Below are 15,182 nucleotides of genomic sequence, written 5' to 3'. Positions count from 1 at the left end.
GCCATTAATCTCTCGGTTTAGGTAGAAACGGATCTATTCCTTTGGGTTTCATATTGACCGGACGATAGGCGATGCGCCCGTCACGAAAATAGATAGTATGCTTTAACCAATTCATATCGTCACGCTCTCTGTAATCATAACGAGAATGTGCGCCGCGACTTTCAGTGCGTTGTCGCGCAGAAATAGCCGTCGCATAAGCCACTTCCATCAAATTATCCAGTTCAAGTGCTTCTACTCGAGCGTTATTAAACGTACGACTGGTATCCATTAATTTCACGCGTTGCAATCGTTCTTTTAATTTTTCCAGCCGTTTTAATCCTTGTTCCATTTGTGTTTCATCCCGAAAAACACCAAAATCTTCGGACATAACTTTTGCCATTTCATGTTTAATGATTGCCGAATTTTCATCGTTTTCTGGCTTTTCTAACTGCTGTATACGTGCGATAGCAGCACCGATATCATCCGGATTTTCAGCACGGTGGGTCAATTCAAATTTAAGCGCTTCTTGCAAAAGCAGTCCTATAGCACGACCAAAAACCACTAAATCTAGTAAGGAATTCGTACCAAGTCGATTAGCACCATGCACAGAGACACAAGCACATTCCCCAGCCGAAAACATGCCTTCTACAATTTGATCATTGCCGTTTTCATCCACGGTTAACGCTTGCCCATTAATAGTTGTTGGAATACCACCCATCATATAGTGGCAAGTGGGCAATACAGGAATGGGTTCTTTGGTGATATCTACATTTGCAAACTTAGCCGATAATTCAGCAATCCCCGGCAATCGCTCATGTAGTACCTTTTTTCCTAAATGATCTAACTTTAGCAAGACATGATCTTTTTTAGGGCCAACACCATTTCCAAGCATAACTTCTTGTAAAATAGAGCGCGCAACGACATCACGACAATCCAAATCTTTTAAACGAGGGGAGTAGCGTTCCATAAAACGCTCACCATATGCATTAGTAAGGTAACCACCCTCGCCTCGCGCACCCTCAGTAATTAAACAGCCTACACCATAAATTCCTGTCGGATGGAATTGCCAAAACTCCATATCTTGCACCGGCAATCCAGCACGTAAAACCATCCCAACCCCGTCACCAGTGTTAGTATAAGCATTACTCGTTGTCTGATAAACACGGCCAGCACCACCTGTTGCAAAAATTGTCGCGCGCGCTTTAAAAAAGACAAGATCGCTGATCTCCATATTCATTGCAACTATACCAGCGATACCGCCTTTAGCGCCTCTCACCAAATCGATACCATACCATTCATAATAAAAGTGTGTACCTGCTTCGACGTTTTTTGGTATAGGGTGTGTAGCACTGCATGTCCTGTTCGATCAGCACAAGCACAGGTCCGACGTGCTATTTGTTTACCAAAATCCCGCGTATGACCACCAAAAGCGCGTTGATAAATACGTCCATTATCCAAACGTGAAAAAGGCAATCCGTAGTGCTCTAATTCATAAACCGAAGATGGTGCTTGTTCACACATATATTCGATAGCATCCTGATCACCTAAATAATCTGATCCTCTCACCGTATCATACATATGCCATGCCGGCTTGTCAGGCATTACATTTCCTAAAGCCGCTGCGATACCGCCCTGCGCAGAAACCGTATGCGATCTTGTTGGGAACACTTTAGAAATGACAGCAACTTTATATTGACGTGATTTTGACATCTCTAATGCAGCACGTAAACCGGCCCCCCTGCGCCGACAATCACCGCATCATATTCTTTAACTTTGATAGAAGTCATAATCACTCAACCCTCAACACGCTATCCACAAAAATTCGATAGTCCAAATAAAATAAGTTGCCAATAATAAACAAATGACCGTCTGTAGGGCCAATCGTATAGGTTTATTTTTCACATAATCTGTAAAAACAATCCATAACCCAATCCATGCATGCCACAATATGCTAAAAATAACAATAAAAGTCGCCATTTTCATCAACCAATCGCTAAATAAAGCATGCCACTGAAGATAAGAAACCGGATGATGCACTAACAAAAAAACAATGATGAAAACTGCATAGATACCACTCAACAGTGCTGTAATTCGCTGAACGAACCAGCCCTGATAACCTAGACGATTTATTCGATCTACCGCTACCATATCCATATTCCCGCTACAATCATAGCAATTAACGAAAGCGCAAAAATCGTATACGCACTAACCTGTCCTTTACGAACCGATTCCCAAAAACCTAAATCCATAGCTAAATGCCGTATTCCTGCAAATAAATGAAATATTATAGAAGCCAACATCAGCCATATCAGCAACTTCAACCAATGATTATTACTAACCAATTGTTGCACATGCAGAAAAGCGGTTGGCGCCAGGGTTGTTTGGCGCAAAAGATAAAACATCAAAGGTAAAAACAAAAAAGAAGAATCCCAGAAATTCGATGGCAAATTGATACAATCGCCATCGGTGGAAAATGAAACTTAGTCAAATCAAGATTAACGGGCCTATTAGTATTCATTCCTCCCACCCGATTCAAAATTTGATTTAAATTAAAAAATAAAAACAACCTCGCCTACATCGCTAGCACGCCGCAATTATAACAACACTGTTAGAAAAACACAAATAGAAACCTCTCATTTACTAGCTTCAATATAAACTGTGAAGTGAAAGATGAGTAAACTTTTTAAGAAGTGTGTGTATTCGCTAATTTAGTGTCAAGGGCTATTAGCAAAGGTAAAGGAATGGGGAGTCGACGAGAGTCATTTTTCGCAACAGTGCTTGATTTGAATCAGAGACGATTTTAGAAACTGCTTAAATGAAGGTTTTTATTCCACCTCCCGCTCTACTATGCCTATTAGTCAACTAGCTCACGAATTTGAATATGGTAGAGGTGAGTTTCTTCTAATCTCTTCTCCAATAGGCGTTCTTCCAATTTAGAATTATCCGCATAAATACCATTACCAACAAGGTACATTATCACCAGAGGATGTTGCCGATATCTTCTGCAATATCTATTCCGGCACGATAACCTCATAAATTTTTACGCGTCATTTACCGAAACACAGGTTAGACCATAATCACTGGTTGTCATCGATTACAAAAAAGCTACCGTTTTATTAATAATATCTGAGTAAGAATCTCTGATTTCTACAGAAACGTGTATGTAGTCAAATCAGACCTGGGAATACCTGAAACCTTTGCGTTAAAATTAATACGAAATATATAAAGTTAATACAACAACACCAAATAAAAAGGCGGACTCACCGTTTAAAATCGGCTAAATATCCCCATAAATTCATCACAACATTGTTAGGGCTAGTGCATCTCTGCATCTCGCAGGATAACAAAAAAAGAAATGAGGAATGGGAAAGTAATCGATATGGGGAAAACCTTGATCTCCTTCTTACTTGAATCGATGTGATTCCTTTTAACGATTACTTTAAAATAATACTCATTTAGAAGGACTCAAAAAAATAAACTCCAATCATCAGAATAATCCACGCATAAAAAGCAGCAGCGATATCATCTACCATCACACCCCATCCTCCTTTAGTATTTTTTTCTAACCACCGTATCGGCCAAGGTTTCCAAATGTCGAAGATACGAAACAAAAAAATCCCGCTAAAATAAAATAGTTTTTTTTGGGAATGGAAATCATTACAATCAAAAATCCTACAATTTCGTCAAAAACTATTGCTGAATGGTCTTCAGTGCCAAAACGCCGGTTTGTAACACCAGAAACAACGACCCCTACGAATAAAAAAAGCGTTATGATACAGTAAATCAGTAAAGGCAATTGTCTCAATAGTAAATAAAAAATAATACCCACCAACGTGCCAAAAGTCCCTGGCATCCAAGGCATTGCGCCTACACCAAATCCGCAAGCAATAAACTCCAATGGGCTTATCCACATACTTTGAGGGACACTATTTCTTTTCTTTAAAATGCTCATAACCTTTTTTCTCTATTTTTAGAGGATTATTTTTCGAATCCATCACTGCTACACTCGTACCTGCAACGATTTCCCCAATACACTGCCATGCACAATCCAATGACTTAAAGACTGATTTTAATCGATCGCTTTTTTCTGGCGGAACAGTGAAACAAAGTTCATAATCATCACCAGAGGTAAGTGCATATTGCCACGCAATTTTTGTTTCACACTCCTCTTTTAAACTTTTTGATAAAGGCAATCGATCAGCATGTATTACGGCACCAACTTGACTGGCTGTAGTCATTTTTTCAAGATCCGCAATAAGACCATCGGAAATATCGATTGCTGCGTTGGCAATTTTTCGTAACGCAAGACCCACTTCAACGCGAGGTGCAGGTCGATTTAATCGGTCGAATAAAAATGAATCTATTTTTTTGTCTTGATTCAATAAACTTAATGCCAGCCCTGCGTCACCTAACGTACCCGTAACATAAATCAGATCCCGCACTTTTGCACCATTTCGACAAATAGTTTCATCTCCAGAAACCAAACCATTTATGACAACGGAGACTGAAAGCATTCCTGCCGTTATATCTCCACCGATTAAGACGATACCATATTGATCAGCTAGGGAGAAAAACCCCTCAGTAAATGCGTTTAACCATACTTCATCTGCTTTTTCCAACGTGAGCGCCAGTAAAGCCATATCTGGCTGTGCTCCCATCGCTGCTAGATCACTTAAATTCACTGCCAACACTTTGTAACCGAGATCTTGCGGTAAAGTATCAACAGGAAAATGCACCCCTTCTACTAGGGTATCCATTGATGTTACTAGCAGCTTGTTTTTTGGTATTTTGACAACAGCAGCATCATCGCCAATGCCCACTACAACGCGCGGTGATTGATCTTCACGTCTCTGAAAATATTTTTTTATAATTTCAAATTCTGTAATCGGCATGATGCAATAATAACTTAAAAGAAAACTTGAATCCCATAGGGTGAGCTTTACTATGAAGAGTCAACCATTTTTGACGCATGTGTTTAACGTAAAATTAACAATCTGTAAACAACAAAAGCTTTCTTTCCCTTCAGTATTTAGTGTGCCCTTAAATTAACATAATAACCTTAGGCTCACGTGCCGTACGTAAAACATAAATTACTAATAGTTTTTACGATTTCCCTACACTAGCAACTTTCATAAATTGTTATTTTAAATCCCTTTGTATTCTTAAAAATGCACTGCAAATAACTGCAAACGGATTAAAAAACTGTATATTACAGCCAAAACTCTTATGCCAATACCTTAACACTAAAGGACATAAACAAAATCTATTGAAAATTAAAAGAATTAAAGATATAGATTAATTCCAAACATAGGGACAATATTATGGCTTTAATTGGTTTAAACCCAAAACATTAATCCCATTAGCCTATATTAAATTATAATGCCAACCCCGCCGCTTGCCAAATTGGGATTCTACAACCTGCCTATTTCGATTTTCACTGAAAAACACCAACAACAAATTAGCTACGATAAAACCTATCACTTGTTACTTCTTTGTGATTAAATGTCGGCCAAATTTATACAAAGAATCTATTACTGTGATCAATATTATTACGTGTAAATGCTAAACATCGTTCTTAAAGCTAAAAGCAAATACCATATCTCTTAGAAAAAAGAGGCTGTTGCTGGGAACCGGCATCAACCAACGGCGGACGGACGTTGCACTAAAGGTAAATATCCATAGCTACTCGAGAATATAGTTAGCCGTTATTGGATGAAGCGAAACACACATTTTCTTCTGCTTCGATGAAAATCACTATTATCCTAGAGCTAGAACCTAGAAGTGTAATTCAGTGACTATTCGACAGTTGCAACAGAAAAGATGTTACCCCGAAAGTTCTGGTTAAAAGCCGCGGGGTACTTTACCCACGAGGTACCCCGCGGCTTTTAACCAGATAAACCAAAAAATTTAGAACAAAACAAAGTGCCATAATCGAGTATTTTGACTATTTTTTATTTCGTTTTCGGAATTTCTTCGGACCATGAGGTCCCCTACCCCTTGACATACAAAATCACCTTTCTTTTCTTCTTATATATGCTCAACCACAGGACGATGACGGTACATTATTATCCTTTCTAATTTAATTATCGATTTTTCTTCCGTAATTCTGGAACCAAGACGTCTAAAATAGCATTGACATATCGGTGTCCTTCTTCAGCACCAAATTCTTTGACTAATTCTAATGCCTCATTAATCACGACTTTATAGGGAACATCCTTGCGATGCAATAGCTCATAGATTGCCAACCTCAACGCTGATAACTCAACTGGGTTTAAGGAACTTATTTTACGGTCCAAATGAGGAATCATGAGTGCATCAATGAACGCAACATGTTGAATCGTCCCTATCACTAAATCTTTAAAATAAATTAGATCAACATCGGGCAGATCATTCAAAGCATTTTCTTCTAAAAACTGGTTAATTAAATCATCTGGTTTCACTTCACCAAAATACCATTGATAAAGTCCTTGCAATGCGTAACGACGTGCATTGTGCCGGGAATTCATTTTCCTGTATAGCGTCATTTAATTTTTTTCTGATGTTTTTGTAAGTGACGAATTTCATCGTGAAACGCATCAACATCCTGGAAACTGCGATATACCGAAGCGAATCGCACATAAGCAACCTCATCCATGGCGCGTAATTCATCCATCACTAATTCACCAACCCATTGAGAACTAACTTCGCATTCACCTTGTGCCCGGAATTTATGTATAATGCGTTGAATAGCCGACTCGATCTCTTCCATACAAATAGGCCGTTTTTCTAATGCTTTTAATAGGCCGGAGCGTAGTTTTTCTTCATCAAATGTACTGCAGCGACCATCTCGTTTAATAATGCGAGGTAAATTTAATTCTGCCATTTCAAAAGTGGTAAACCGTTCTTCGCATTTAAGACATTCACGTCGACGACGCACCTGTGCACCTTCTTCCACTAATCGCGAATCAATGACTTTTGTATCTTCTGTATTGCAAAAAGGGCAAAACATTAGCGGACTACTTCTCTCGGTTATACACTGGAAATTGCTGAGACAAATATTCCGCTTTTTGTTTGATATCTACAATCACGCTCTCATTATTGATATCATCTAAAACATCACAAATCCAATGAGCCAATTTTTTCGTTTCTTTTTCTTTAAATCCGCGTGTGGTAATCGCTGGGGTACCGATACGAAGACCACTGGTTACAGAAGGCGAACGCGTCTCAGCGGGTACAGTATTTTTATTAACAACAATATTAGCACGACCTAACGCTGTTTCGGCATCTTTACCTGATATGTCTTTATCTAAAAGGCTGACTAGAAACATATGATTTTGTGTCCCACCTGAAACGACGGCATAGTTGCGCCTTATCATAACGTCTGACATAGTTCTGGCATTTTTCAAAATCTGTTGCGCATAAATTTTAAATTCAGGCTGCATCGCTTCTTTAAAGGCAACAGCTTTTGCGGCAATGACATGCATTAAAGGACCGCCTTGCGATCCGGGAAAGACCGCCGAGTTTAATCGCTTTTCTAATTCGGGATTGGCTTTCGCCAATATCAATCCCGAACGTGGTCCGCGCAGTGTTTTATGCGTTGTTGTTGTCGTCACATCCGCAATATTGACCGGAGAAGGATAAACTCCCGCTGCAACTAAACCTGCTACATGTGCGATGTCTGTCATCAAATAGGCATTGACACGATCAGCAATTTCACGAAATCGCTGCCAATCGACAATACCAGAAAATGCAGAAAAACCGGCTATAATTACCTTTGGTTTATGCTTTTCCGCCAATAAAGATACTTGCTCATAGTCAATATCTTTTTCTGCATTCAAACCGTAACACACTGCTTTATAAAACTTCCCTGAAAAATTCACCGGCGTCCCGTGCGTCAAATGACCACCGTTTGATAAATCCATCGCTAGTAAAGTATCACCTGGATTCATAAGTGCCATATAGACTGCGGCATTGGCTTGCGAACCGGAGTGTGGTTGAACGTTAGCATAAGTGGCTTTAAATAACACTTTTGCTCGATCAATCGCTAACTGTTCTACAATATCAATAAATTTACATCCACCGTAGTAGCGCTTGCGAGGATATCCCTCTGCATATTTATTAGTTAAAATTGACCCCTGAAGCTGTAATACTCGAGGACTTACATAATTTTCTGAGGCAATTAATTCAATATGTTCTTCTTGGCGCGCCTTTTCCCAAAAAATCGCTTGTGCAAGTTCAGGATCAAAACTCTCTACGCTGAGATCAGCATCATACATTCTTGAGCTCCTAGTGGCGGTTTAGCAGAGAAAACATTTTACCTGAGCTGCTGAGAAAGCGGAAGGCATTTAGAATGTACTATGGTAGAGCGTTTGCCAATATTATATTCCAATGCTTTAAAACTTCCTGACATTTATCAGTTACAGCGATTTTCATTTCTTCTTCGAGAAGATTTTTTGGTGCATTGGCTTTGAGCAAGTTTGAAACCATGTTTGGCAGCTTCCCTGAGGTGTTCTTGTCCGATTTGGAGATGTTTGCCCACGCCCCCGCAAATTTCGCCAGCTGGCCCCTCCCTCTCTCGCCAAAAAAATTAAATCAGGAGGAAAATTCTGATTACGCAAACTGGAAGGACAACTAATAAAACAGCAAGATCGGCGCCGGTTTCGATGATACGCAACCCACCCTGCATTAACAAAAATATCCTGATCATAAATAGCCATACCACCATGTCAGGTAGGATTGCTAATAACATCGATAAATGATTCCGTTCGAGACAACAGTAACCGACGTGGATTAGTTAAATGGCTCTTCGCGACCAATGAGTGTGATAACGCTACCTGCAACAGGCTTATCGTAGCGTGAAAAATGTATCTGAGGAATTTTCACTTGTTTTAATACCACATTTGTCATGACAAATGTGCCAATTTCATTAACGGCTCCAAAAAAATTACCACATGAATCACGCGAAAATGGCTGCTATTTTTCCTTCTTTAGTTACATGACCAGGAATAACTAGAGAAATTCCTTTTTGTTTCGAAAATTATGCTAACCGGGCAGTGCTTTCGCTGCTTTTACGAACCTGACTTACTCCACCAAGCGCAGAAAGGGCGCTGTCAGTAGACTGTCTGTATCGAATCGATTACCATAATCTGTGAACATAATTTTTCATCCAGTGTAACAATTTGTTCAATGTAAGTTTCGGCTAATAGTTTTAATTTATCTTGTGGTAATCGTAAACGCTGCGCACGCATAGCGATTTGTTGCAACGATTCTTCACCAGTCATATACAACGTGGAATAATTTTTACTAATTTGACATAAAATTTGTAACAATAAAGCGAGCTTTCCAACCTCTGGATCGCTACCAATTAAGACAACGGAAACAGAAACTAATCCAGACTCCAAAACATGACACTACATTTGGAGGTTACAGCTTTTGTTGATGTCTCAGTGCGCTTGGACACACGACACGCTCTTCTCTTGTTATGAAACGGGAGATTATGGTTGTTTTATTAATCGACGAGGTGCGATTCGCGCATCGTGTAACACTTCGCCGATACCTATAAAATCATCATTATGATTGCGCAATCGCACAAATCCGCTCGCCGGCGCATGCGGTACCATCATCGCTAAACCCTTCTGCAGATAAAAGGTGGCTAATCGATTTAGTTGAAGCGCTGGAAAATTCAAAACCATACTTTCGATAGGTAATAAATGGAGATCTAAGGCAGTTAGGTTTGATTCATCATATCTTTGTTCAAGCCGCGCTAATGAAATCATTTGGTTTTCACGATAATACATCACCATCAATCGACGTAAGGCAATAATATGGGCGCCACAATTAAGCGCTTCTCCTAAATCATCTACTAACGTTCTGATATAAGTACCTTTGCTGCAATGCACGTGAAGCTCAGCCTCTTTTTCATTCCAATCCAATAAATTTAATTCATCAATTGTCACTTGACGTGGTTTACGTTCCACTTCAATTCCCTGACGCGCTAGTTTATAGAGGGGTTGGCCTTTGTATTTTACAGCAGAATACATAGGTGGAGTTTGTTCAATAACTCCACGAAATGACGATAATATTTTTCTGAGCAAACGTTTTGTTATTTTGGAAATTGGACGTTCTGCAATAATTGCACCTTCACTATCCCCGCTTGCAGTTCGGACTCCTAATCGCACTTTCACATAATAAGCTTTATCAGCATCTAGCAAATATTGAGCAAATTTAGTCGCTTCACCTAAACAAATGGGCAACATACCATTAGCTAAAGGATCTAAACCTCCTGTATGTCCTGCCTTTTTTACATGAAATAGTTTTTTATTCGCTGCACGGCGTCGTTAGAAGTCATACCACTGGGTTTATCTAATAATAAAACTCCGTCAATTGCTCCGCCGTGCCGCTTATATATTTTTTGGCTATTAGCTATCGTTGTCATTCTTGAACGCACAGTTTATCAACGATGAAATTCTCTCAGCTCGCTCTAGTGATTCATCATAAGCAAATTGCAATTGAGGTACGTATCGTAATTTAGTAGCCTCAGCCAACAAACATCGTAAATAACCTATTGCTTTATCAAGGGCTTTTTGAGTCGCTTTTCGATTTTTGTTTTCCAAAAATGTGTAGAAAATTTTTGCCTGTTTCAAATCAGGAGATATCGAAACTGCCGTTATAGAAATTCTGACCAATCGCGGATCGTGTACTTCTTTTTTAAGAAGCACCGCTAATTGATGATGAATAAGATCAGCTACACGCTGTTGGCGCTGTGTTGTTGTCAAGTAATTTTCCGTTCGATTTGAATTTTTTCATAAACTTCGATCTGATCAGCGACTTTTACATCGTTGTAATTTTTTACGCCAATACCACATTCCATACCATAACGTACTTCGGCAACATCTTCTTTAAAACGACGCAAGGATTCAAGCTCACCTTCATAAATCACAACATTATCCCTCAATACACGAATAGGCAAATGACGACGAACTACACCTTCAACTACCATACAACCAGCAATAGCACCTAATTTTGATGAACGGAAAACTTCGCGCACTTCACCTAATCCCACAATTTTTTCTTCTAATTCTGGCGATAACAAACCACTAAGTGCCTTTTTCACTTCATCAATCAAATCATAAATAACACTGAAATAACGAAGATCAACTCCTTCCAGTTCGACTAATGCGCGCGTTGACGCATCAGCACGAACATTAAACCCAATCATGACTGCGTCCGAAGCAATAGCTAAATGCACATCAGATTCGGTAATACCGCCAACACCGCTAGCGATAATGTTAATTTTAACTTCGTCTGTAGAAATTTTATTAAGCGCTTCGGTTAAGGCTTCCAGAGATCCTTGCACGTCCGCTTTTAAAACAATATTTAATACACTTTGCTTCCCTTCACTCATCTTATCAAAAATATGTTCGAGATGTGCAGTTTGTTTTTTTGCCAAACGCACTTTACGATATTTACCCTGACGAAAACGAGCTATTTCTCGCGCCTTACGTTCTTCTGGTACTACCACAGCCTCATCACCAGCTACAGGTGTACCGGACAACCCCAATATTTCCACTGGCATAGAAGGGCCAGCGCTTTTACATAATTTACCATCATCGCCAATCATCGCGCGCACCCGACCATACTCACGACCAGCGAGAAGAATATCACCGGGATATAATTCGCCATCTGTTACCAACACAGTTGCTATCGGTCCACGGCCTTTATCGAGACGAGATTCAATGACTACCCCCTTTGCAGGACCCATCGCTACGGATTTTAATCCTAATACTTCCGCTTGCAGTAAAATGCGTTCGAGGAGCGCATCCACACCATCACCAGTTTTTGCCGAAATTGGCTGGAACATAGCATCACCCCCCATTCTTCAGGGAGCACATCTTGCTTTGAGAGCTCGGTTTTAATTCGATCTGGATCTGCTTCTGGTTTATCCATTTTATTAATAGCAACTACTATCGGCACTTTGGCGGCCCTGGCATGTTGAATAGCTTCAACCGTCTGCGGCATCACCCCATCATCCGCCGCGACGACGAGCACCACAATATCCGTACACTTAGCGCCACGGGCACGCATCGCGGTGAATGCCTCGTGACCTGGTGTATCCAGGAAAGTAATCACTCCCTGCTCCGTTTCGACATGATAGGCACCAATATGTTGCGTAATACCCCTGCTTCAGTACTGGTAACCTTCTTGCGCCGAATATAATCTAACAATGAGGTTTTACCGTGATCTACATGTCCCATAATAGTGACAACGGGTGCCCGCGGCACAGCTTCACCTACCATCTCTCCTATGGTGGCCGCTAAGTCTGCTTCTAACGTGTCTTCTTTAATGAGCTTGGGATTGTGGCCCATTTCTTGGACTACAATCGCAGCAGTTTCCTGGTCAATGCGCTGATTAATCGTTACCATCGCACCCATCTTCATCATGACTCTTATAACTTCCGCCGCTTTCACAGACATCTTTTGGGCCAGGTCAAGCACTGTAATGGATTCAGGGAGTAATACGTCTCTAATAACGGGAGTAGTAGGTTTAGCAAAACCGTGTTCCAGTCGAGTCGAAGCCCTATTTATTTCTACTGCAGGTTTATATCGTCGTCGGCGTTCCTCAGCAAATTTACTCATATGCAGCTCTTCCCTCTTCTCCTCCCATTGATATTCTTCTTCGGATCTACGTGAACGTGAGCGCGACTCTTTGCGAAGCCCTGTTTTCGCTGTTTCTTTTTCTTTCATTTCCGCAGTGGTTTTTTTAGTTGTTTTTTTTGCTTTAAATCCGGGCAATGCTTCAATAGTTACAACTCCCACATTTTCTTTTTTAAACTCAGTTACTGGCTCAGTAGCAGGAGGAAGTAATGACACTTCTTCCTGAAAAGCTGCTTCTTTTATCACTGATTTTTCTTCTTCAACCAGTTTAATGTATATTCGCTTAGATCGGATTTCGACGTTAACACTTTTTTCCCAGACTTCGCTGTACTTAATTTTTTGCGCTTCAAAATGATTTTTGAGTGTTTTTCAGATTCCGGACTGTGAGCGGTTTTTAAATGCAAAAGTAATTTTCTTTTTTGATCATCGGTAATCGTTTGATCAACGTGAGTGACCGCAACACCCGCGTCTTTTAATTGTTCTAAAAGACGCTCTGGCGTTGTCCGTACTAAATCAGCAAGTTGTTTTACACTAATGTCAGCTATCATATATCAGCTCTTATCTTCTTTCTTCTTCCGTAAACCAATGGGCTCGTGCTGCCATAATTAATTTAGCAGCTGATTCATCATCAATTTCTATAATTTCTTTTAAGTCATCCACGGACATCTCCGCTAAATCGTCACGTGTGAGTACTTCGTGCGCTGCTAATTGGCGTGCTAATTCCTCTGTCATTTCTTGTACATCTAATAAATCTGCCGCAGGTTTGACCTCGTTTATTTTTTCCTGATTAGCGATTTCTTGTGTTAAGAGAACATCGCTGGCACGTCGTTGTAATTCGGCAGCAATAACCTCATCAAATCCTTCAACACTTTGCAACTCTTTTTTAGAAACGTAGGCCACATCTTCTAAACTCATGAAGCCTTCTTGTACCAATGCATTGGCTACTTCTTCGTCTACATCCAATTTTTCCATAAAAACAGACTTAATATTTCCAGCTTCTTTTTCATTTTTTGAGCCAGTTGCATTTCACTCATGACGTTTAATGTCCATCCAGTTAATTCACTAGCCAATCGAACATTCTGTCCGTTTCGACCGATTGCTTGTGAAAGCTGCTCTTCTGGAACTGCAATATCCATTGCATGTGATTCCTCATCCACAACAATAGAAGGAACTTCTGCTGGTGCCATCGCGTTAATAACCAATTGAGCAGGATTATCGTCCCATAATACAATATCAATTCGCTCTCCGCCTAACTCATTAGAAACAGCCTGTACACGCGAACCGCGCATGCCGACGCAAGCACCGATAGGATCAATGCGTCCATCGTTAGTTTTAACTGCAATTTTAGCACGCGAACCAGGATCACGCGCAGCACCTTTAATCTCAATAACTTCTTCACCAATCTCAGGTACTTCGATTTTAAACAGCTCAATCAAAAATTGAGGACGCGTGCGACTAACAAACAATTGCGGACCACGTTTATCTCGACGAACATCGCATAGATAGGCACGTAAACGATCATTCACTCGCACAGCTTCTCTCGGGATCATTTCTTCACGTGGCAACAACGCCTCAGCATTTTCTCCCATATCTAAAATGATGTTATCACGTGTTACTCGTTTAACCACACCAATAACAAGCTCACCCAATCTCTTTTCATACTGTTGCACAATCTTCGCTCGTTCAGCTTCCCGAACTTTTTGGACGATGACTTGCTTGGCTTGTTGTGCTGCAATTCGACCGAATTCTATGGATTCAACCGGCTCTTCAATAACATCGCCGATTTCAAGTGCAGGATCAATTTCCTGAGCTTGTTTTAGCGTCATTTGTTGATCTGGTAATTCGAGCAGCTCATTCGTGCTTTCAACGACTGTCCAGCAACGGAATGTTTTATAATTGCCCACTTCCCGATTGATAGCCACGCGAATTTTTACATCCGCATCCTTATAACGTTTTGCCGTCACTGTTGCTAACGCAGCTTCAATAGCCTCGAAAATAACTTCTTTCGAAACACCGCGTTCGTTCGATATTGAATCAACGATTAATAAAATATTTTTATTCATTTTGTTAGCCCTCGAAATTCGCTAGCTATTAGATTCGCTTTTTCAATTTCGCTTAACGCAACTTTTAACTTACTATCATCAATTTTTAACGTAATTTCTTTATCTACAGCAACAATAACGCCACGAAATTGACGCTGCCCTGCCCTCGGCAACCGCAATCGTATTCTAACAGGTCGTCCTATAAATCGACGGTAATGATCAATCGCAAATAGGGGCCGTTCCAACCCAGGGAGGAAACTTCTAAATTATAATGACCACTAATAGGATCTTCGACATCCAGTATTACACTCACTTGTCGACTAATTCTTGTACAATCATCTAAGCTGACACCAGCTGCGCTATCAATCGTAATCCGCAATACCCTCACGCCGCTACCGTAACGATGCAGTTCACAAGACACCAGCTCAAAGCCTAAAAATTTTATAGCTGGACCAATAATCCGCTGTACTGCTTGCATTTGATACATTTCCACCTTAAAAACAAAAAAGGGCGTAAACTCGCCCTTTTT

Annotated in this window: 9 protein-coding genes and 7 pseudogenes; all 16 read right to left on the bottom strand. The window is 40.3% G+C overall.

Annotated features, from left to right (window positions below; all coding sequences use genetic code 11):
* Positions 1-4 precede the first annotated feature (4 nt).
* A pseudogene (sdhA, locus tag LG660_RS04015) lies at positions 5-1,766 on the bottom strand (succinate dehydrogenase flavoprotein subunit).
* 13 nt (positions 1,767-1,779) lie between these two features.
* A complete protein-coding gene (gene sdhD, locus LG660_RS04010; RefSeq protein ID WP_258267374.1) occupies positions 1,780-2,133 on the bottom strand; it encodes a succinate dehydrogenase, hydrophobic membrane anchor protein in 354 nt (117 codons plus the stop codon).
* Positions 2,121-2,443: pseudogene (sdhC, locus tag LG660_RS04005) on the bottom strand (succinate dehydrogenase, cytochrome b556 subunit). The gene sdhD and the pseudogene sdhC overlap by 13 nt, the downstream one beginning before the upstream one ends.
* 390 nt (positions 2,444-2,833) lie before the next feature.
* The gene (locus LG660_RS04000; RefSeq protein WP_258267373.1) at positions 2,834-2,959 is read right to left on the bottom strand and encodes a hypothetical protein; all 126 of its coding nucleotides are present in this window, start codon (positions 2,957-2,959) and stop codon (positions 2,834-2,836) included.
* A gap of 475 nt (positions 2,960-3,434) precedes the next feature.
* Positions 3,435-3,832 (bottom strand): annotated as a pseudogene (locus tag LG660_RS03995) (phosphatidylglycerophosphatase A family protein).
* A gap of 73 nt (positions 3,833-3,905) precedes the next feature.
* The gene (gene thiL, locus LG660_RS03990) at positions 3,906-4,871 is read right to left on the bottom strand and encodes a thiamine-phosphate kinase (RefSeq protein ID WP_258267371.1); all 966 of its coding nucleotides are present in this window, start codon (positions 4,869-4,871) and stop codon (positions 3,906-3,908) included.
* A 1,191-nt stretch (positions 4,872-6,062) separates the two neighbouring features.
* Positions 6,063-6,485: a transcription antitermination factor NusB gene (gene nusB / locus LG660_RS03985; RefSeq protein ID WP_258267370.1), complete on the bottom strand. Its 423-nt coding sequence runs from the start codon at positions 6,483-6,485 to the stop codon at positions 6,063-6,065.
* A gap of 14 nt (positions 6,486-6,499) precedes the next feature.
* Positions 6,500-6,967: a transcriptional regulator NrdR gene (gene nrdR, locus LG660_RS03980; RefSeq protein WP_258267369.1), complete on the bottom strand. Its 468-nt coding sequence runs from the start codon at positions 6,965-6,967 to the stop codon at positions 6,500-6,502.
* A 7-nt stretch (positions 6,968-6,974) separates the two neighbouring features.
* On the bottom strand, positions 6,975-8,234 hold the full coding sequence (glyA, locus tag LG660_RS03975; RefSeq protein WP_258267368.1) for a serine hydroxymethyltransferase: 1,260 nt from the start codon (positions 8,232-8,234) through the stop codon (positions 6,975-6,977).
* A 79-nt stretch (positions 8,235-8,313) separates the two neighbouring features.
* Positions 8,314-8,445 carry a hypothetical protein gene (locus LG660_RS03970; RefSeq protein WP_258267367.1) on the bottom strand — a complete coding sequence of 44 codons (132 nt, stop codon included), beginning with the start codon at positions 8,443-8,445 and terminating at the stop codon, positions 8,314-8,316.
* A 623-nt stretch (positions 8,446-9,068) separates the two neighbouring features.
* Positions 9,069-9,359, bottom strand: a complete 291-nt coding sequence (locus tag LG660_RS03965) for a DNA repair protein RadA family protein (RefSeq protein WP_258267366.1) — start codon at positions 9,357-9,359, stop codon at positions 9,069-9,071.
* A 93-nt stretch (positions 9,360-9,452) separates the two neighbouring features.
* Positions 9,453-10,393 (bottom strand): annotated as a pseudogene (gene truB / locus LG660_RS03960) (tRNA pseudouridine(55) synthase TruB).
* Positions 10,377-10,733, bottom strand: coding sequence for a 30S ribosome-binding factor RbfA (gene rbfA, locus LG660_RS03955; protein WP_258267365.1), 357 nt, complete (start codon positions 10,731-10,733; stop codon positions 10,377-10,379). The pseudogene truB and the gene rbfA overlap by 17 nt, the downstream one beginning before the upstream one ends.
* Positions 10,730-13,156, bottom strand: a pseudogene (gene infB / locus LG660_RS03950) (translation initiation factor IF-2). Before infB ends, rbfA begins: the two are co-directional and overlap by 4 nt.
* 13 nt (positions 13,157-13,169) lie before the next feature.
* Positions 13,170-14,674 (bottom strand): annotated as a pseudogene (gene nusA / locus LG660_RS03945) (transcription termination factor NusA).
* Positions 14,671-15,140 (bottom strand): annotated as a pseudogene (rimP, locus tag LG660_RS04350) (ribosome maturation factor RimP). The pseudogenes nusA and rimP overlap by 4 nt, the downstream one beginning before the upstream one ends.
* Between the last annotated feature and the right edge of the window lie 42 nt (positions 15,141-15,182).

Source organism: Coxiella-like endosymbiont (assembly GCF_024730665.1).
Taxonomy (GTDB): domain Bacteria; phylum Pseudomonadota; class Gammaproteobacteria; order Coxiellales; family Coxiellaceae; genus Coxiella.
Note: the sequence above shows the minus strand (reverse complement) of the source record. Positions and strands in the feature narration are given on the sequence as shown.